Origin of the sequence: Candidatus Villigracilis affinis, assembly GCF_016705895.1 — a bacterium.
Classification (GTDB): domain Bacteria; phylum Chloroflexota; class Anaerolineae; order Anaerolineales; family Villigracilaceae; genus Villigracilis; species Villigracilis affinis.
This window is the reverse complement of record NZ_JADJKT010000025.1, coordinates 16281-33572: the sequence shown is the minus strand read 5'-3', so window position 1 is coordinate 33572 and position 17292 is coordinate 16281. Positions and strand designations below refer to the sequence as shown.

Here is a 17292-nt window from a genome sequence, read left to right as displayed (position 1 = left end):
CGGATGAGGTAATTATCTCGTCCGCTTCACTTTGATGTAAAATTGATGTATGGCAAAGAAGAAATTTTATGTTGTATGGAAAGGTCGTAAGACAGGTGTCTTCACAACGTGGGCGGATTGTGAGAAGCAGGTGAAGGGCGTGGTCGGTGCGCAGTTCAAGGCTTTTGAAAGTGAAGCCGAGGCAGATGCTGCCTTTCTGAAACAATATGATGATTACAAAGGGAAACCCTCTTCTCATGGAAAATGGAAAATGGCAAGCGCGAAGCCGATCCTGCCATCCATTTGTGTGGATGCGGCTTGCAGCGGCTCGCCGGGCAAACTTGAATATCGCGGTGTGAATACGGAGACGGGTGAGGAAATCTTTTTCGCCGGGCCGTACGCGGCAGGCACGAACAATGTGGGGGAGTTCCTGGCGATTGTCCATGCGTTGACCTGGCAAGCCAAGCACAACATGCATGTCCCCATTTATTCTGATTCAGAAAATGCCATTGCCTGGGTTGCCACGGGGATTTGCAAAACGAATTTGAAACACACGCCAAAGAACGCCGTCCTTTTTGCGATCATCCGCAGCGCGGAGAATTGGCTGGCCGAGAACGAACTTCCCGAGGACAAGATCATTAAATGGGATACTGGGTTGTGGGGCGAGAATCCCGCAGATTTTGGACGCAAGTAAATTTCAAATTGTGGCGAGCAGGTTTGGGGTCTGGTTGCGAGGCGAGTGATTCATCTTGAAGTGGCTGTCATCTTCAATACGATTGATGCGTATAGGCAAAATGGATGTCCGTTTCCATTTTTCCATGATCTTTAGCGTATTGATCACTTATTTCATCTTTCGTCCGGTTGATTTTAGAAGCACGCTGCTTGCCCTGCTATGGCTGGTGGGGTTTGTCTTGTGCATTTTGCTGCATGAGTTGGGACATGCGCTGGCGGCAAAGCTGGCGGGCGTGGAAGTGAAAAGTATTATCATCTGGTTATTGGGTGGACTGACGAATTTGGAGCGCAAACCAGAAAAACCCCTGCATAATTTAGCGATCTCTGCGGCTGGGCCGTTGGTGAACGTGTTCCTTGGATTCGTATTTGTGGCGGTGTATATCCTTCTGTATGTCTTCGCGCCGCGCGGACTTGAACCTGAGTTGTTTATCTGGGTGCAGACATTCATCGAGTTGTGTTTTTCTCTGGCACTTTTGAATATCATTCTGGTTGTGTTCAATCTGCTGCCAATCTATCCGCTCGATGGGGGGAACATCATGCATGCGGTGTTGGATGGCTTATTCGGGAAGAGCAATGCCGACCTGATCACGATGCTAGTCAGCATTCCCGTTTTGCTGGGCTTGATCGCTTTTGGATTGCGCACGCATGATTATCTTCTGCTGGCTTCCTGTGTGTTGATCGCGCTGGCGATCGGTACATTGAATCGTTCGGTTCTGCGTTGGATCAATTTGGGTGTGAATTATTTATTCAAACGCTCTGGCTATTATTACCTGCAAGGGGATTACGAACGCGCCGCACAGTTATATACTCTTGAGATTGAACGCGAGCCTGAACAGTCCGCTCATTATCTGGCGCGCGCAGCCTGTCTGTTGAACGTCATGCAAAAGGAACGCGCTCTCGCGGACATTGAACGGGCCTTGAAACTCAACCCGAAAAGCTACGTTGCATTGGAATTGCGCGGGGAATTATGCTTGATGGAGAAGGACTATGAAACCGCGCTTGATTATTTTTCGCGCGCACAGGAAGTCAGCCCGAATTGGGCCGTCCCTTATTTTGACCGCGCCTCGATCATGATGGATCGACAGGAATATGCGCCAGCCCTGCTTGAACTGAACAAGGCGATCTCCCTGATGTCACAGTTCCCGCTTTTCTATATGGTGCGCTCGATGGCACATTTCAAGTTGGGAAATCTGGATGCCGCCCATACGGATCAGGATGCCGCGATTCGTCTTTCTGACAAGGATGCATTGACTGTCTCACCGATCAACCTGACGCTTTATGAAGGCTATCTCGATTGGGCAGAGGATTATTATGCGCGTGCCATTGCGAAAATGCCGCGCTCCTTCCTTGCTTATCAAGGCCGCGCTGATGCCTACCGTGCCAATAAGGAATTCGAAAAAGCGATCGCCGATTACACACACGCGATCCAACTCGCCCCACGCGAAGCGGACCTATACCTTGGGCGTGGAAAATGTCACCAAGCCTTGAACAACCCTGAAAAAGCCTCCGCCGATTTTCAATCTGCTTTTGCAATGGCAAATAAGTTACACTTAAAACGGCAGGCTGAAGAATTATTGAAGAATATTTAACGATATCGTGTCAAACTTTGGCAAAGGAGCAATATGAAAACCGCATTACTCGTAATTGACATTCAAAAAGATTATTTCCCTGGTGGAAAATACGAGCTTGTGAATCCGCTGGCCGCGGCGAAGAACGCCTATATGCTCTTGCAGTGCTTCCGCGAGCATGGCGGACATCACGTCCACATTCAGCATATTGCTTTGAAGCCTGATGCGCCCTTTTTTGTAAAAGGATCCACTGGCTCAGATATTCATGATGCAACCGCGCATTTCGAAGGCGAACCGATCGTGTATAAACATTATCCCAACTCTTTTCGCGAAACGAATTTGCTTGAAATGTTGAAAGAATGGAAAATTGAACGCGTTGTTATCACCGGTATGATGAGTCATATGTGTGTGGACGCCACCACTCGTGCGGCCGCCGACTTCGGCTTCAAGGTCATCGTTGCCGAAGATGCCTGTGCCACTCGTGACCTGCAATTTGACGACACCACCGTCCCTGCCGATCATGTCCATAAGGCGTTTATGGCCGCGCTCAAATCTTACGGCGATGTGATGAAATCAGATGAAGTCATTGCCTTGCTCGCTGGCGAAAAAGACCTTCAGTCCTAGAACTTTCAACCTTTCGATTATCCTTTGGGAGCATTTTTATCCTGCTTATTGTCCACCTATTTTTGTGCAATTCCATTTACAGAGCGAATTGTGGAGGTCATCTCTTCCACGGAACAACCTTTGATTAAAAAAGCATCTGCCCCCGCCTGTTTTGCCTGTAAACAATAATTTGGGTACAAAGTAAGGGCGATAACCTTGATCTGGGGCCAGCGCTTTTTGATGTACTGGGTCGCTTTCAATCCATTCATAACTGGCATTTGAATATCCATCAAAACCGTGTCTGGGGGCTGACTCTTGATCTTTTCGACTGCTTCCTCTCCGTTTGAAGCCTCACAGGTGACTGTCAACCAATCCAGTGTGGAGATAAAAGCTGAGAGTGCGCCTCGCGCATGTGGGTTGTCCTCAACAATCATTATGCGTAGTGTTTTGTCCATTGATTACTCCATAGGTTTGATTGTGGAAAGTTTCCTTCAAAGCCGTTGTTCGCTGCATATTTAGCATAACAGAAATGAATTTGTTAGCCATCCGAGTACAATGGATTTTGGACTTGAGAAAAGCTGGGTTTTGTATAGTTTTGCCTACCAGGATTGTTTAGGGTGATACGAGAAAAGTGGAGTTAGGATCGTTAAATGGGACTCTTAATGATCTGTATTGCATCCAGACCATTAATGGGTCAGGGCTTTCATTGTTTCTAATGAAAGCCCTGACTAGTGGTGAAACGGATTGAGTTATGCGGCATATTTGCTGCTGGTGGTCTGGTAAGCTTGGGTGGGAGCTGTGTTTTCCTTATGCATGTGTCGCCCCAATTTTGCCAACCCTTTTCCAAGCGCGATGCTCATGCGTTCAAGCCAGCCCGGATTGGAGAGTCCCGCATCTTGGAGCAAGCGGATCGATTCGATTTCCCGCTTGAAATTTTCCATTTCCAAGGCTACCATCACCTCGTCATGCCAGTGATAAATATTATTCATAGGTGCCTCCATCAAAATTCGCAGGTTTTTCTCTTATTGAAAACCAGGGCGTAACGACAATCCTAAGTTTTCCATGATTAGGATAGCAGGGAATGGAAGCCAGCGCATCAGTTTGTGGTGGATATTTGGTTAAACAAAAAGACCGTTTTTAGGCGGTCTTTTTGCCTAGAAAAAACTACTTGTACTACGCAAAATGTGGATTAACATTCCTACTCATCGAGGGTGGCAAGTCCCTCTCGTAATGCGTAGAGGGCAGCCTGTATACGACTGGCCAAATGCAGCTTCCCTAAGATATTGCTAACGTGGGTGCGAACTGTGGCGTCACTGATAACCAACTGTTCAGCAATAGCCTTATTTTCATGTCCTTGTGCAATGAGTCGCAGGATTTCCACCTCGCGTTGGGTCAATGGATCTTCCAATAGCTGTTTTTTCTCAGGATCGTGGAGTTCATCCAGAACTTTTTTGGCAATGCTTGGATGCAGGGATGCGACACCATGGTTCACTTGACGGATCGCATCAATCAGGGCTTCAGGACTTGAATCTTTCAGGTGATATCCCATTGCCCCGGCTTTGATCGCGGGGAATATCATATCTTCACCAGCGAAATTTGTCAGCACCAGGATATTCGCCTCGGGGCGATGGGTTTTAATCTCCTTGATACATGCGATTCCATCCATCTCCGGCATCATTAAGTCCATCAAGATGACATCGGGGGTTAATTCCCGATCCATTTTGACTGCCTGTTTTCCATTCTCGGCCTCGCCCACCAGTTCTATATCTGGAACAAGTTCTAACACGGCTTTCAAGCCTTTACGGATGATGGCATGGTCATCCACAACCAGCACCCGAATGGACGCAGTATTCCTTTTTATCTTGTCGCTCATGGTTGTATTACCTCCACATGGACCCGCGCCCCATTCCCCGGACTGCTTTCAACATGGAATTGCCAGCCCTGAGACCGGGCACGTTCCTGCATGTTGTTCAACCCCAGACTTCCCTCGCGACGGGCAGTTTCAGGGTCAAACCCAATTCCATCGTCAGAGATTTCCATTGAGACAGATGCGGATTCTTGTTGAATACTGATCAGTATGTTTTTTGCGTGCGCATGTTTGATCGTATTGTTGAGTGCTTCATGTGCAATGCGATATAGCCCTTCTTCCACTTCTGAAGAAAGCCGCCCCATTAGATTGCTCTTAAGGTTGGATTTTAGCCTGCTCTGTTCTCCACGGAAAAGAGACGATTTTGAAGCGCGGTAATCAACCCTCCTTATCAAGGATCGGCGGTCTCAGTTCATAGATGAGCAGGCGCATATCTGCCAAAGATTCCTGCGCGGTGTTTTGAATGTCATCAAGATACTGTCTGACCTGGTCAAGTTGATTGGCTGAAATCTTTCCACAGGCCGCCTGAGCGTACAGACTAATCCCATACAGGGATTGTGTGACCGAGGTCATGCAGCTCTCTACCCAGCCGCTGTCTTTCCTCCAGAATCGCCAGTTGACGTGCCTGCTCATATAGACGCGCATTTTCGAGTGCGATGCTCATTGAAGCTGCAAACATTTGTAAAAGGTGGATATCGGATTCATCGAACACATTCTCCCGCTCTACATTTTGCACGCTCAATATTCCGGTCACCTGGCCGCTAACAAGCATTGGCACGCCTAACCAGGACTTCGGCGTAATTGTGCCCGGTAAAGTTGGCTGCCCGAGGCGGACTGCCTCTTCCGCAACTTTGGTATTAACCAGCAACGGTTGCCGGGTGTGGATGATTTGAGATCGGAATCCGCCCGGCGGTTGCGGGTTTGGCGAGTAAACACGCTCACCGCGTTCGATTGCATAGCGATGCATAATTGAATTGGACTGCGGATCATACGTGGAAATCATCACCACCTGCGCATCGAAAATATCGCGGAACTTGTCCCCGACCAGATCATAAATGGCCTGAACCTCAAGTTTTGAGGCAAGCCCCTGCTGAACGCTGTTGATGACCGTAAGTTTGTTGGCGCGCTGTTCGGTCTCTTTGAGCAGGCGCTGGGTCTCGGCAAACAGGCGCGCATTTTCCATTGCTATGCCCGTCTGGCTGGCAATGGCCTGCATAAGTTCCTGATCTGTTTGCTCAAAGTCATCAATGTGTTGGCTTTGCACATCCAGCACGCCAATGGTTCTGCCCTTTACAGTGATCGGTACCGTCAGCTCTGATTTGGTCAGGCTGCCCTGCATCCAAACATAATGTGGATCAAGTGACACATCTGGAACCAGCGCTGCCTCGCCAGTTTGAGCGACCCAACCTGTGATCCCCTCCGATCCGATTTTCAAACGCGCGGGTTTGAATTGAAAATTTGGGTCATCCCACAGAGTTCCCGCGCCAAGGCGGTAGATGACATCCTCACCCTCGATCAAACCGATTCCCACATGGTAGTAATTAAATGTTTGCTGAATAAGACGCACTACTCGAACGAGTAATTCATTAATATCCAGAATTGAAGTAATTTGCTGGCTGACCTCTGCCAGGATATGAAGCTTGATCGCCTCGTGCTCTTTCAAATATGATTTTTGCATTGCGTTTTCCATACAACAAAATTACCCTGTTCAATATTTTATTCGCTTCTACTTCCTTGGTTTATTGTATGCTTTTTGGTCACTAGTTCAACCTGCTACGGAGGGGAACACATGGCTATGGCAAAGTCAGAAGAACTTCAACGCGAATGCCGCGAATTTGCGAATGATGCGAATAAACTCAAGGAAAATTTGTGAAATTCATCCATTCGCGCTATTCGCGTTCCAAAATCGCGGTTTGTCAAGCAGCTTTGCTATAGACATGGAGGGGAATGATAATTGGACCGGAAGAGTCGGATTCAGCAATGGGTTTAACGGCCCATGCTATAATTTTTCTATGGAAACCACTCTCGATCCTGAAAAACAAAAACAAGCAAAAGAATATTCCCGAATCAATCGCCGCCTTTGGCTAGTGGATACGCTCTTTGGCGTGGCCTATGCCCTGGCATGGCTGTTCCTCGGCTGGAGCATTTCACTCCGCGAATGGCTTCATCAACTGGTCACAGTCAACTGGTCGCTGACCATTGGCTCCGATTGGCTCATCATCGCGCTGTACATTGCCATTTTCGGCGGCATCTCTGCCATCATCAATCTGCCTCTCAGCTACTACAGCGGATTTGTTCTGCCGCATCGATTTGGTCAGTCCAATCAGTCGCTCAAAGATTGGGTTGTGGATCAGCTCAAAGGTCTCGCCATTGGTGCGCCGCTTGGGTTGATCATGCTTGAGTTGATGTATCTCGCCCTGCGTCTCACAGGCGATGCATGGTGGCTGTGGGTGGCAGGCGGCCTGCTGCTCTTCAACATCCTTGTTTCGAATCTTGCGCCCGTGCTCATCATGCCACTCTTCAACAAATACGTTCCGCTTGGCGACGAACACAAGGAACTGGAAGAACGTCTGCTTGCTTTGGCAAAACGCGCGAATACAAAAGTAAAAGGCGTCTTCAAATTCGACATGTCCAAGCGCACGAAGGCCGCCAACGCTGCGCTGACGGGTCTGGGCAACACACGCCGCATTATTCTTGGCGATACCCTCATCACCGAATTCACTTTGGATGAAATTGAAACGGTCCTCGCTCATGAGCTGGGACATCATGTCCATAAAGACATTCCGTTTTTGATCGCCTTCGGCACGGTCAGCACGACCCTCAGCCTGTTCATTGCATCACTGGCATTGGACTCCGCTGTGAGCTTTTTCTCCTTCACCTCCCCCGCAGATATCGCCGCCTTGCCTGCGCTCATGCTTATCCTCACCACCTACGGATTGCTGACCTCGCCCATCAATAACGCCATCTCGCGCTGGCGCGAAAACATGGCCGATGACTATGCCTTGAGTTCCACCCAAAAAGGCGAAGCATTTGCCTCCGCGTTTACACGGTTGGCGAATCAAAACCTCGGCGAGATCGACCCTGAAAAATGGGTGGTCTTCATGTTCTATTCCCACCCGCCTTTAGGCGAGCGGATCGAAAAAGCAAAAAGATTTGCCGCATAAAACTCGAACGGGCTTGCAGAAATTGCAAGCCCGTTTTCTTTCCTCTTTCGACTTTCTTTTTATTCCCCCAGATCGCTCATCAACTCCATCGGCACCACTGCCGCGCCGACAATGCCCGGGCCTGTGTGAACGCCCAAAACAGGGGAGATGCGCTGCACTTCCATTTTGGCGACATTCAATTTCTGTTTGAATTCATTTGAAAGCAAGTCTGCTTTTTCCGCGAAGCGTCCGTGCAGTACGGTGACCCATACGGGAGTATTGCCATATTTCTCAGCCAGATGATCGGCAATTGCCGCAATCGACTTGTTGATCGTCCGCTCGTTTTTGACGGTGCTGTATTTGCCGTCGATGTCCACGCGGATGATAGGTTTGAGGTTGAGAAGCGCACCCGCCAACGCCTTCACACGTCCGATGCGGCCGCCACGGGCGAGGTATTCCAGCGTATCGAGCGTATAGATCACTTCGGTCTTCTCGCGGATCTTCGTCAGGCGTTCCAGGATTTTATCCATGGCCCAGCCTGCCTTATGTGCCAGGGCCGCGGCCACCACTTGAAAGCGTTCTCCACCTGAAAGGGTGAGCGTATCCCAAAAGCTGACATTCGCCTCCGCCTTGACCTGTTCACCGCCATCCCGCGCCGAATTGATTGTGCCGCTCAATCCCGATGAAATATGCACCGAGAAAATATTTTTCTCGGTCAGCGCCAGTTTGCGGTACAACTCGGCGAATATTCCGCTGGATGGTTGTGCCGTGGTCGGGATCTGCGGACGCATGGCTTCAAGGCGGTTGTAGAACTCGTCTGCTGAAATTTCCATGGCATTCACTTCGCCTTCAGGAAATTGGATGAAAAGCGGGGCCTGCACAATTCCCAGTCTTTCAAGTTCTTCATTCGGCATATCTGCCGCGCAGTCTGTTACGATTTTCATGTTTTGCTCCTCTTTGGTTTATGGGTCTCTGATGGCTGTGTGTAATATCAAGCCAGCAGAGGGTTTATTTTTTCTTTTCCAATATCCACTTCACTGTATCTTTGATGCTTTCATACAATGTCCGTGGTGAATAACCCAGTTCTCTGGTCGCCTTGGCATGGCTGATGTTCGAATTGCTTTGCAATACTTCAAGGGAGTACGGTGTGAATCGCGGCGTGGCATTTGCGAAACGGTAATACATGGGCGTGAATATTGCCGCAAACCTTGCAAGGTCAAATGGGATCTTCATTTGGAAGAAGTGTTTCCCTGTGATCTCGCGCACGGTTTCGAGTAAATATCGTATTGAGATCTTTTGCCCCGATAAAATATAACTTTCGCCGCGTTTTCCATTTTCTGCCGCGGAAATTAATCCATCGGCTACATCGCGCACATCCACGAAATCATAGGCGCCATCCACGTATAGGGCTGGTTTGGCAGTTGCCGCATCGTGGATGACGGCGCCCATCATTGATCCGCGAAAATCATAAGGGCCGATCACGCCTGTGGGGCAGGCCACAACAGCTTCAAGTCCAGTTTGAGCCGCATTCAATACTTCGAGCGTTGCCTCCGCCTTTGAACGGTCATACGCGCCGTAGGGATTTTTCATGTCGTACGGCACGCTCTCATCGATCACCCCATCTTCGACGCGTTGAATGGCATGAATGGAGGAGGTATACACCAGCTTTCTGATGTTCATTTCCTGTGCGGCGCGCAAAATATTTTTCGTGCCATCCACATTGACCTTGCGCACGAATGCATTCGGCCCGGGCATGATCGAAATGACACCTGCCAGGTGAAAAATGCCTTTGATGCCCTGCATGGACTCGAACACCGAATCCAAATTAAGCACATCCCCTTCAGCCGCTTCGACATTTAATCCGTGAATTGATTCGCGGCTTTCGCCAGGCAGGATCAGCGCCCGAACCTGTTCACCGCGTTCCAATAGTTTTCGCACAAGGACATTACCAACGTGTCCGGTTGCGCCAGTTACCAGCCACATTCTTAAGCCTCACTTTTTCGCAGCAATGTGTCCATCATCATCTTTGTGATCTCACGGGCCGTCTTTTCCCATTTTGCGCCTTTGGGATCGAGCAGGCTTTGAATCAAGAGACCCATCGCCATCGAGACGATCATGCGTGCGGTTAATTCTGGATCGACTTTAACGAACGAACCTTCGTCCACGCCTTTTTTGATCAGCGAGGTGAAATGTTTCTGATAACGACGATAGGGGCAATGCTCGCCTGCCAGATCTTTTCATCGCGGCTGGCTTGAAGCCAGAACTCTAGGAACATGGGCAGACCTTCCCCCGCGGTTTCAAAGATAAATGGAAAAGCTTCGGTGATAAGCATGAATGTTTCGGGGACAGTCTTATCCTTTGAAGCCTCGATTGCATTATCAATCGTTTGCAGCCATACATCGAGCAAGGCCAGGAAGAGCGCCTGCTTGCTTTCAAAATGATGATAGAACGCACCCTTGCTGATGCCAGCATCCTCGCAGATATCAGCGACACTGGCGGCATTGAATCCGCGTGCGGAAAATAACTTGATGGCTGATCCGAGAATTCTCGAACGGGTTTCTTCACTTCGTTGTTGCATGGTTTCCTTGCTCCTAAAAAGGAGCGGGACAGGGCGGAATAATAAAAACCGACTAGTCGGTTTGTTTTTACCCCCGCGGGATTGCACTGTCAAGGTGTTGAAAATCATGTTGCCAGTGCTGAATGTGGAAGGGATATAATCGCACCAACCCAAATGACAAACATACCGATCACTCCCCTGCTTGAAAAAGCCCTCATTTCCCGCGCCTCGTTGATCGACCCCAAACACGAATCGGCATTCCGCCTTTTCAATGGATTCATCGAAGGCTGCCCTGAACTTGCCATCGACGTGTACGCATCCACGGTTGTGATTCACAATTACGCCGACGATTTCGAGCAGGGACAACTGCTCGTACAGGAGGCGCATCAATTCCTGACCGCGTCCCTGAATTGGCTGCAGGCTGGGATCATCAAGACCCGCAACGGCACTCAGGATGAAAAACGCGGCATGCTTTTATTCGGTACGGAGTTTGACCGAAAAATAAAAGAACACGATACCTGGTATGCCATCGATCCCATCTTGAATCGTGATGCCAGTTTTTATCTCGATACGCGGTTTTTGCGAAAATGGATCATTGAGAATCTAAAAGATAAAACTGTCTTGAATACATTCGCATATACTGGGAGCTTCGGCGTGGCTGCCCTTAAAGGCGGAGCAAGCCGCGTAGTACAAATTGACTTGAACCGTGAATTTCTCAATCTGGCAAAATCATCCTACACTTTGAATGGTTTTCCCATCCGCAAAGGGGATTTCATTGCCAGGGATTTCTTCGAACAAGTCAGCAATATGAAGCGGACCAACACCTTTTTTGATTGTGTCTTGATCGACCCGCCGTTTTTCTCCAGCACATCCAAAGGCAGGGTGGATCAAGTGCATGAAAGCGCGCGGCTCATTAACAAGATTCGCCCGCTGATCAACGATGGCGGTTTTCTCATTGCGATCAACAATGCGCTTTTGTCAGCGGCGATGAATATATGCAAACCCTTGAATCATTATGTAAAGATGGATACTTGAAGATCAGAGAACTTATCCCTGTGCCCGAAGATTTCACAGGCTACCCCGAAACCAGGCAGGGAAACCCCGTCACCAACCCTGCGCCGTTCAATCATTCCACCAAGATCGCGATTTTGGATGTCAAGCGAAAATGAGCGGCGAAATCAACATCACCAAACTTTTGCAAAATATGAAGCCCGAGCTCAATGCAGGTGAATACGTCTACTGTCTCGCGGATTCGAAAGAACAGGTTGTTACACTCGACCCGCTTTGCTATTTTCTGGAAAAAGAAGGCGTGACGATGATCCTGCCAAAAGAAAAAGCGGATGCGATGAGCATTCCCTACGCAACGACCTGTGCATGGATCACGCTCACGGTCCATTCTTCACTCGAAGCAGTTGGCCTGACCGCGGCAGTCTCCAAAGCCCTGACAGAAGCGAATATTAGTTGCAACATAGTCGCCGCGTTTTATCACGACCATATCTTTGTGCCGATCGCAGATGCGCCTCGCGCCATGGATGCCTTGTTTGCACTCACAAAGAGCTGATATGAATCCAAAACAAGTCATCGAAAAATTCTGGCAGACGATGGAAGGCAACGACTTTTACGCCGTTGCCCAACTGATGCATGACGAGTTCACCCTCGAGTGGCTACAATCGGGCGAGCGCATTCGCGGCAGGGAAAATTTCGCCAAACTCAACACCGCCTATCCCGCCGAAGGCAAATGGCGTTTCATCGTCAATTCCATCGTTGTAGATGGCGAAGTTGTTGTGACCGATGTCTCTGTCACCGATGGGGTAAAGCACGATCGGGTCATCACCTTTTCCACCATTCGCGATGAAAAAATCTGGAAGCAAATTGAATTCTGGCCAGAACCATTCGAAGCACCTGAATGGCGGGCACAGTGGGTGGAACGTATCAAATAAAAGGTCACGCGAGAAGCGTGACCTTTTATTTAGAACAATTTTCCCTGTTCAAAAACATCTGAGCGGATTTCATCCCAAGGCAGCGGCGGAATTTGGATGCGGCTTGATATCCGTTGGTGAATTTCGCGGCAGATGGATGGTGCGAGCATGTTATCAGGCGAATGACAGAAGACGAACGCATCCGTCCCCGCCGACAACTGGTCTGTGATCCGATTGACCCATTCCTCCACCCAGACATGGTTCTGTTCCATTTGCGGATGGCCAATGAAGCGTAGGAAAGTGAAGTCGGTGGTTTGCTCCTCGAAGACAGGGACATTCGGTTTTCGCTCCCGCGCTTCGAGCAGACTTTCGTATGAACTGCCCTTGATGGATTCATCGCCAGCCAGATCCCGAATCGGACGTGTGTCGATCACGACGCGCGCCATGTTGTGATCTGCCAGCAATTTATTCAGTATTGCACGATGCGGCTCTTCGAACCAGTCGAGGTGACGCACTTCCACGCCGAGGCGCACATCTGTTGGAAAGGTATCAAGGAACGCGGTCAGGTCATCTATCAGCTTTGGGGAATAACTGGGCGGCAGTTGCAGGAACATCGGTCCAAGACGCGAAGCGAGCGGGCGCATGATCTCCACAAATTGGCGGGCACGGTCGGCATAATCCGCCAGTTTCCCGTTGTGGCTGATCGCCTTTGGAATCTTCGGGCAAAAGCGGAAGGTCTCTGGTGTTTGCTCTGCCCATGCTTCGATTGTCTTCGGTGCGGGCACGGCATAGAAAGTGGTGTTGCCTTCTATGGTGGTCAGGCGGCGCGCATATTCGCGCAAAAAGTCAGTGGACTTTGTGCCTTTGGGGTAGAAATTTCCGACCCAGCCTTTGAACGACCAGACGGGGCAGCCAAGATATAGAGACATATGCATATTATAGCCTTCTTGAAGATGTGTCTATTGTCACTTGAAAATCATTTTAACCCCGTGCTATTGTGTAGATGAGCTTATTCAAAAGATTTTCTTTTCAGATAAAGGAGATACACCATGTACAAAAAGATTCTCGTCCCGTTGGATGGCTCACCCCTTGCAGAGGCAGTACTGCCCCATGCACAAGCTCTGGCAAAATCGGAAGGCGCGGAGATCGTGCTTCTGAGCGTGCCAGTCACTCCCAATTTAGATTACCTTTCCCGCACTCCGGGCCTGGCGACCCAGATCATTGAAGATGCCGAGAGGGAAACTGAAGCCTACCTCAAAACCGAAGTGGAAAAACTGACGGAAGAGGGCACAAAAGTCACAAGCGTCATGCGCGAAGGACCGATCCCTGAAATGATCCTGATGGTTGCGGATGAAGTACACGCAGATGTGATCGCCATGTCTACCCATGGCCGCTCTGGAATTCAGCGCTGGCTGATGGGCAGCGTAGCTGACAGGGTCGTGCATCACGCGCATATCCCGGTGATGTTGATCCACCCCAATTGAGGGTGTGAATTTCCCGGGGTTATTGAGGAGACATAAGTACCTGACATGAAAAAAACAGACTTTCTGGCATGTTGTCATGGAAGTCTGTTTTTTTATTCGAACACCATACGTAGCGAAAATCAATTTTGATTTCATGCTATACTCCGATTTAATCAGATACGAAAATGGTTTTTCGGGGTTACATCACGAAGTTACAACAATTAACTTTAATAATTCAAAGAGGTGTTTTGTGGAAAATAAGGTAAATGTCAACAGATCGGTCGTCTTCTTTTTCATTTTGCTGGTCGTCGCATACATTCCTGTCTTTATGAAGGAGCAGATTTTGGACGCCTTCGTACGGGAAGATCGAATATACGAGACTCTTTCGCCTATCTATTTATTCGTGGCATCGATCATGTTTGGAATTGCTTTTTACCGTTCTCCGATCAAACTTAAGCTTAAGGACCCTGCCTGGTTAAAACGTCTTTCCTTTTTGGCTTTTTGCGTATTGTTTCTTCTGGCAACCATGGAAGAGATTAGTTGGGGCAGCGCATCTTTGGCGTTGAGACACCCAATTTGATCAAGGATGTGAATGTCCAAAAAGAACTAACCTTCCATAATTTGAATATCTTTCAGGGGAGGATGCCAAATTGCCGCTTGATTTCGATCAGTTGAGCGCGATTTTTGCACTTACTTTCGGTTTTCTTATCCCCGCCGCCTGCCGATTTATTGCTCCCTTGAAAAAATTTCTTGATAACAAATTTCCAATTTTGCCCCTTCTGTTTGGGCTGCTGTTCCCTGTCAATTATCTAATTCAAAAGACCCTGATGCGTGTTTTACCGATTTTTCCAGCCCTGTTTCAACACCCCAATATGAGATTTCCACAGGCTGTTTATGAAGTCCGCGAGCACAATTACGCCATGTTGTTGATGGCTTCAGCGGTGCTCTATATTTTGTTGAAGTTGGACCTCGGGAATGAAAAACCAGTTTCATGATTTCCAGAACGGGTTTCGAATAGCGATTGATACCCCCACACTGAGACTCGAACATGGATACGAATCGAAAAATTTGGAATGAAGGGCAACAAAACCTGCGGCGAACCCTCGCCGCAGGTGACCTTACGAAAGCCATCGAACAATTTTTGACCCAACACGCGATGGTTCACAGTAAAAAGGTCAGCCGTGCGGATGTCTGGTCGTTCGAGGATGAACTCTGGCAAGGGCTCACCGAGAAGGCTTTTCGTACCATTCCACCCAAAGGCGGACATTCGATCGCGTGGATCCTCTTCCACATTGCCCGTATTGAAGACATCACAATGAACATGCTTGTGGCGGGCAATCCGCAGATTTATATACGTGATAAGTGGGCGAAGAAACTCAAGTCAACCATCCATCATTCCGCCAACAGAATGGATAATGAATCAGTTGCCCAACTCAGCTCCCAGCTGGAATTGACCGCCTTGCGTGAATATCGCGCTGCGGTGGGGCGGGGGACACGTGACATCGTCAGGAAGATCCGCCCGCACGAGTTGAATCAAAAGGTGGATACGGCCCGCCTGCAAACGGTTCTCGATCAGGGGGCGGTCATTCCTGAAGCGATGGAGATCGTCCATTATTGGGGTAATCGCACGATCGCCGGGCTTTTGCTCATGCCGCCCACACGGCATAACTTTCTGCATTTGAACGAAGCATTCAGGGTTAAGAAAAAGGTTTAGGATTGACGCGATGCCCACGCATCGATCTCAACCTTATAGATCGGTGCTGCCAGCGCTGCGACATAAAGCAACGTGCTGCAGGGTTGATGTCCCTGCAGTTTGGATGCGGTCAATTCACGTCGTTTGGCTGTGTCGATCTCGCCCACCAAATAATAGGTGAGTTTGACGATATCCTTCACATCCATATTGGCGGCTTGAAGATTGCGGAGGATGTTCTCAAAAGCGATATCGATCTGCTCGAACGCATCCTCAGGTACGGAACCATCCTCCCGCATGCCAACCTGACCTGAAAGCACCAACATGCGTTCGTTCCCTGTGATCTCAATTTGGTGTGAATACTGTCCAAGCGGTTTGTGGATGTTTTGAGGGTTGCGAAACTCCTTCATGGGTTATCTATCCTTTTTCTCGTCCTTTTCCTTCTTGCGCTTCTTATCTTCTTTGCTATCATGCGCCATCATATCCACGGCAACCGCAATGGCGAGGATGAGAATGTCATTTTGTCCGTCTTCGATCTCCACGCCGTAGGTGTCGGTCAGGCGGAACCATTTCTTTGAAATTTCGGCGACCTTTTCCCGTCCCTGCTTGACCGTATATTCATGGTCAAGGATGTTTCCCTGCACATCGAGGTCGGGGCCGTTCTTCACCTTCACATCCCATTTATCACGGAAGGGGGAAATCAGCGCCTTCTTAATGGTGGCGATATCCTTGCCGTTGGCATCTTCCACTACCATCGTATCTTTGATGGTGAGCAGGCGTTCCTGAATTTGAGCGAGCTTCTTGCCCTTCGCATCTTCGAACACCAACGTCTTGCGGATACGCAGCACCTTGCCATCTATCTTGAAGACCTTTTTCCCTTCTTCATTCTCGATCCAGAAATCATCTCCGATGGAGATCAGGTTTTGGCGGATTTTGTAGCGATTTGTCATGGGATACCTCTTTTTTGTAGATGAACTTTCATGGCGAGTATACACGATTGGGTTTTCCCATGTATCCATGCTGTATGCCGATAAGATTACAAAAACATGTCTTGATGACTGTTATTTACTCACCTTACGCAGTGTCGTTCTGAGCGGAGCGAAGAACCTCTACGATTATCTCAGAGACCCTTCGCTGTCGCTCAGGGTGACACGCCTAAAGTACATAAGGTGAGTTACATGATAACCTGTAAATTAGGAACGATCCTGTCCGCATTTCTCCCTATACTGAACTTGCAGTTCAAAACACTTTATAAGGAGCTCAAATAATGGATGGAAGAAATGATTTCGATTTTCTGATCGGAACTTGGCAGGTACATCATCGCAGGTTAAAAGAACGGCTGAAAGGATCGTCCGAATGGGAGGAATTCGAGGGTGACACGGTGGACAGGAAGATACTGAATGGTCTCGGTAACATGGACGAGAACATCATTTACCGTGAAACGGGGCCGATCCATGCTGTGACCTTGCGGTTGTTCGATCCTCAGGCGCAGGAATGGAGCCTGTATTGGGCCACGGGCATTAGTGGGATATTGGAAGTGCCAATGATCGGCGGTTTCAAGCATGGACTTGGCGAATTTTATTCACAGGAAGTCTTTGAAGGCCGCCATATCTTCAGCCGCTTCATTTGGTCTGAGATCACAACCGCTTCCTGCAAGTGGGAACAGGCATTTTCAGCCGACGGCGGCCAGACTTGGGAGACCAACTGGGTCATGGATTTCGAACGCGCATGAGCAGGCAAACTCATGCCCCCATCGTCGAACTACGTATGG

General features: G+C 49.0%; 25 protein-coding genes. 12 read left to right on the top strand and 13 right to left on the bottom strand.

The window, feature by feature from the left end; genetic code table 11:
* Positions 1-49 precede the first annotated feature (49 nt).
* The 3 genes from IPI86_RS11390 (at position 50) to IPI86_RS11380 (ending at position 2903) form a co-directional block, all read left to right on the top strand.
* Positions 50-673: a ribonuclease H family protein gene (locus IPI86_RS11390; protein WP_345298135.1), complete on the top strand. Its 624-nt coding sequence runs from the start codon at positions 50-52 to the stop codon at positions 671-673.
* 100 nt (positions 674-773) lie between these two features.
* Positions 774-2300, top strand: coding sequence for a M50 family metallopeptidase (locus tag IPI86_RS11385; RefSeq protein WP_345298134.1), 1527 nt, complete (start codon positions 774-776; stop codon positions 2298-2300).
* Positions 2301-2333: 33 nt separating this feature from the next.
* Positions 2334-2903, top strand: coding sequence for a cysteine hydrolase family protein (locus IPI86_RS11380; protein ID WP_345298133.1), 570 nt, complete (start codon positions 2334-2336; stop codon positions 2901-2903).
* Between the two features lie 56 nt (positions 2904-2959).
* On the opposite strand, the gene IPI86_RS11375 is transcribed toward IPI86_RS11380, so the two are convergent.
* The 6 genes from IPI86_RS11375 to IPI86_RS11350 form a co-directional block, all read right to left on the bottom strand.
* The gene (locus IPI86_RS11375; protein WP_345298132.1) at positions 2960-3337 is read right to left on the bottom strand and encodes a response regulator transcription factor; all 378 of its coding nucleotides are present in this window, start codon (positions 3335-3337) and stop codon (positions 2960-2962) included.
* A gap of 294 nt (positions 3338-3631) precedes the next feature.
* Positions 3632-3871, bottom strand: a complete 240-nt coding sequence (locus tag IPI86_RS11370; protein ID WP_345298131.1) for a hypothetical protein — start codon at positions 3869-3871, stop codon at positions 3632-3634.
* A gap of 209 nt (positions 3872-4080) precedes the next feature.
* The gene (locus IPI86_RS11365; RefSeq protein WP_345298130.1) at positions 4081-4755 is read right to left on the bottom strand and encodes a response regulator transcription factor; all 675 of its coding nucleotides are present in this window, start codon (positions 4753-4755) and stop codon (positions 4081-4083) included.
* A complete protein-coding gene (locus IPI86_RS11360; RefSeq protein WP_345298129.1) occupies positions 4752-5054 on the bottom strand; it encodes an ATP-binding protein in 303 nt (100 codons plus the stop codon). Before IPI86_RS11360 ends, IPI86_RS11365 begins: the two co-directional genes overlap by 4 nt.
* Positions 5055-5127: 73 nt before the next feature.
* Complete coding sequence (locus IPI86_RS11355) at positions 5128-5322, bottom strand: histidine kinase (protein ID WP_345298128.1); 195 nt, start codon at positions 5320-5322, stop codon at positions 5128-5130.
* Positions 5288-6427: a GAF domain-containing protein gene (locus IPI86_RS11350; RefSeq protein ID WP_345298127.1), complete on the bottom strand. Its 1140-nt coding sequence runs from the start codon at positions 6425-6427 to the stop codon at positions 5288-5290. The genes IPI86_RS11355 and IPI86_RS11350 overlap by 35 nt, the downstream gene beginning before the upstream one ends.
* Positions 6428-6761: 334 nt before the next feature.
* Between IPI86_RS11350 and IPI86_RS11345 the strand changes: the two genes are divergently transcribed.
* Positions 6762-7913, top strand: a complete 1152-nt coding sequence (locus IPI86_RS11345; protein ID WP_345298126.1) for a M48 family metallopeptidase — start codon at positions 6762-6764, stop codon at positions 7911-7913.
* A 59-nt stretch (positions 7914-7972) separates the two neighbouring features.
* Here the strand turns inward: IPI86_RS11345 and IPI86_RS11340 are convergent, their stop codons facing one another.
* From IPI86_RS11340 to IPI86_RS11325, 4 genes are all read right to left on the bottom strand, one after another.
* Positions 7973-8836 carry a DegV family protein gene (locus IPI86_RS11340; protein WP_345298125.1) on the bottom strand — a complete coding sequence of 288 codons (864 nt, stop codon included), beginning with the start codon at positions 8834-8836 and terminating at the stop codon, positions 7973-7975.
* Between the two features lie 64 nt (positions 8837-8900).
* Positions 8901-9875: an NAD-dependent epimerase/dehydratase family protein gene (locus tag IPI86_RS11335; RefSeq protein WP_345298124.1), complete on the bottom strand. Its 975-nt coding sequence runs from the start codon at positions 9873-9875 to the stop codon at positions 8901-8903.
* 2 nt (positions 9876-9877) lie between these two features.
* Entirely contained in the window at positions 9878-10057 is a 180-nt protein-coding gene (locus IPI86_RS11330) for a hypothetical protein (RefSeq protein WP_345298123.1), read from the bottom strand.
* An 11-nt stretch (positions 10058-10068) separates the two neighbouring features.
* Positions 10069-10470, bottom strand: a complete 402-nt coding sequence (locus IPI86_RS11325) for a TetR/AcrR family transcriptional regulator (protein WP_345298122.1) — start codon at positions 10468-10470, stop codon at positions 10069-10071.
* Positions 10471-10623: 153 nt separating this feature from the next.
* On the opposite strand from IPI86_RS11325, the gene IPI86_RS11320 reads away from it, so the two are divergent.
* From IPI86_RS11320 to IPI86_RS11305, 4 genes are read left to right on the top strand one after another with little or no spacing between them, the layout of a single operon-like run.
* Positions 10624-11484, top strand: coding sequence for a class I SAM-dependent methyltransferase (locus tag IPI86_RS11320; RefSeq protein WP_345298121.1), 861 nt, complete (start codon positions 10624-10626; stop codon positions 11482-11484).
* A complete protein-coding gene (locus IPI86_RS11315) occupies positions 11481-11618 on the top strand; it encodes a hypothetical protein (RefSeq protein WP_345298120.1) in 138 nt (45 codons plus the stop codon). The genes IPI86_RS11320 and IPI86_RS11315 overlap by 4 nt, the downstream gene beginning before the upstream one ends.
* Positions 11615-12010, top strand: coding sequence for an ACT domain-containing protein (locus IPI86_RS11310; protein WP_345298119.1), 396 nt, complete (start codon positions 11615-11617; stop codon positions 12008-12010). The genes IPI86_RS11315 and IPI86_RS11310 overlap by 4 nt, the downstream gene beginning before the upstream one ends.
* A 1-nt stretch (position 12011) precedes the next feature.
* Positions 12012-12389, top strand: a complete 378-nt coding sequence (locus IPI86_RS11305) for a nuclear transport factor 2 family protein (RefSeq protein WP_345298118.1) — start codon at positions 12012-12014, stop codon at positions 12387-12389.
* 29 nt (positions 12390-12418) lie between these two features.
* Here the strand turns inward: IPI86_RS11305 and IPI86_RS11300 are convergent, their stop codons facing one another.
* Entirely contained in the window at positions 12419-13297 is an 879-nt protein-coding gene (locus tag IPI86_RS11300; protein ID WP_345298117.1) for a DUF72 domain-containing protein, read from the bottom strand.
* Between the two features lie 120 nt (positions 13298-13417).
* Here IPI86_RS11300 and IPI86_RS11295 point away from each other — a divergent pair, with 120 nt between their 5' ends.
* The 3 genes from IPI86_RS11295 (at position 13418) to IPI86_RS11285 (ending at position 15545) form a co-directional block, all read left to right on the top strand.
* Positions 13418-13852 (top strand): universal stress protein, encoded by a 435-nt coding sequence (locus IPI86_RS11295; protein WP_345298116.1) that lies wholly within the window; start codon positions 13418-13420, stop codon positions 13850-13852.
* A gap of 629 nt (positions 13853-14481) precedes the next feature.
* Positions 14482-14826 (top strand): hypothetical protein, encoded by a 345-nt coding sequence (locus IPI86_RS11290; RefSeq protein WP_345298115.1) that lies wholly within the window; start codon positions 14482-14484, stop codon positions 14824-14826.
* A 53-nt stretch (positions 14827-14879) separates the two neighbouring features.
* Positions 14880-15545 (top strand): DinB family protein, encoded by a 666-nt coding sequence (locus tag IPI86_RS11285; RefSeq protein ID WP_345298114.1) that lies wholly within the window; start codon positions 14880-14882, stop codon positions 15543-15545.
* Here the strand turns inward: IPI86_RS11285 and IPI86_RS11280 are convergent.
* Both IPI86_RS11280 and IPI86_RS11275 read right to left on the bottom strand, forming a co-directional pair.
* Positions 15542-15931: a RidA family protein gene (locus tag IPI86_RS11280; RefSeq protein WP_345298113.1), complete on the bottom strand. Its 390-nt coding sequence runs from the start codon at positions 15929-15931 to the stop codon at positions 15542-15544. The two genes, IPI86_RS11285 and IPI86_RS11280, sit on opposite strands and share 4 nt — an antisense overlap.
* 3 nt (positions 15932-15934) lie before the next feature.
* A complete protein-coding gene (locus IPI86_RS11275) occupies positions 15935-16471 on the bottom strand; it encodes an LURP-one-related family protein (protein ID WP_345298112.1) in 537 nt (178 codons plus the stop codon).
* Positions 16472-16788: 317 nt separating this feature from the next.
* Here IPI86_RS11275 and IPI86_RS11270 point away from each other — a divergent pair, with 317 nt between their 5' ends.
* On the top strand, positions 16789-17253 hold the full coding sequence (locus tag IPI86_RS11270; RefSeq protein WP_345298111.1) for a DUF1579 domain-containing protein: 465 nt from the start codon (positions 16789-16791) through the stop codon (positions 17251-17253).
* Positions 17254-17292: the final 39 nt, after the last annotated feature.

Coding starts and splice junctions, on each gene's coding strand:
- IPI86_RS11390 (WP_345298135.1), top strand. CDS start 50: ATGGCAAAGAAGAAATTTTATGTTGTATGGAAAGGTCGTAAGACAGGT.
- IPI86_RS11385 (WP_345298134.1), top strand. CDS start 774: ATGGATGTCCGTTTCCATTTTTCCATGATCTTTAGCGTATTGATCACT.
- IPI86_RS11380 (WP_345298133.1), top strand. CDS start 2,334: ATGAAAACCGCATTACTCGTAATTGACATTCAAAAAGATTATTTCCCT.
- IPI86_RS11375 (WP_345298132.1), bottom strand. CDS start 3,337: ATGGACAAAACACTACGCATAATGATTGTTGAGGACAACCCACATGCG.
- IPI86_RS11370 (WP_345298131.1), bottom strand. CDS start 3,871: ATGAATAATATTTATCACTGGCATGACGAGGTGATGGTAGCCTTGGAA.
- IPI86_RS11365 (WP_345298130.1), bottom strand. CDS start 4,755: ATGAGCGACAAGATAAAAAGGAATACTGCGTCCATTCGGGTGCTGGTT.
- IPI86_RS11360 (WP_345298129.1), bottom strand. CDS start 5,054: ATGGGGCGGCTTTCTTCAGAAGTGGAAGAAGGGCTATATCGCATTGCA.
- IPI86_RS11355 (WP_345298128.1), bottom strand. CDS start 5,322: ATGACCTCGGTCACACAATCCCTGTATGGGATTAGTCTGTACGCTCAG.
- IPI86_RS11350 (WP_345298127.1), bottom strand. CDS start 6,427: ATGCAAAAATCATATTTGAAAGAGCACGAGGCGATCAAGCTTCATATC.
- IPI86_RS11345 (WP_345298126.1), top strand. CDS start 6,762: ATGGAAACCACTCTCGATCCTGAAAAACAAAAACAAGCAAAAGAATAT.
- IPI86_RS11340 (WP_345298125.1), bottom strand. CDS start 8,836: ATGAAAATCGTAACAGACTGCGCGGCAGATATGCCGAATGAAGAACTT.
- IPI86_RS11335 (WP_345298124.1), bottom strand. CDS start 9,875: ATGTGGCTGGTAACTGGCGCAACCGGACACGTTGGTAATGTCCTTGTG.
- IPI86_RS11325 (WP_345298122.1), bottom strand. CDS start 10,470: ATGCAACAACGAAGTGAAGAAACCCGTTCGAGAATTCTCGGATCAGCC.
- IPI86_RS11320 (WP_345298121.1), top strand. CDS start 10,624: ATGACAAACATACCGATCACTCCCCTGCTTGAAAAAGCCCTCATTTCC.
- IPI86_RS11310 (WP_345298119.1), top strand. CDS start 11,615: ATGAGCGGCGAAATCAACATCACCAAACTTTTGCAAAATATGAAGCCC.
- IPI86_RS11305 (WP_345298118.1), top strand. CDS start 12,012: ATGAATCCAAAACAAGTCATCGAAAAATTCTGGCAGACGATGGAAGGC.
- IPI86_RS11300 (WP_345298117.1), bottom strand. CDS start 13,297: ATGTCTCTATATCTTGGCTGCCCCGTCTGGTCGTTCAAAGGCTGGGTC.
- IPI86_RS11295 (WP_345298116.1), top strand. CDS start 13,418: ATGTACAAAAAGATTCTCGTCCCGTTGGATGGCTCACCCCTTGCAGAG.
- IPI86_RS11285 (WP_345298114.1), top strand. CDS start 14,880: ATGGATACGAATCGAAAAATTTGGAATGAAGGGCAACAAAACCTGCGG.
- IPI86_RS11280 (WP_345298113.1), bottom strand. CDS start 15,931: ATGAAGGAGTTTCGCAACCCTCAAAACATCCACAAACCGCTTGGACAG.
- IPI86_RS11275 (WP_345298112.1), bottom strand. CDS start 16,471: ATGACAAATCGCTACAAAATCCGCCAAAACCTGATCTCCATCGGAGAT.
- IPI86_RS11270 (WP_345298111.1), top strand. CDS start 16,789: ATGGATGGAAGAAATGATTTCGATTTTCTGATCGGAACTTGGCAGGTA.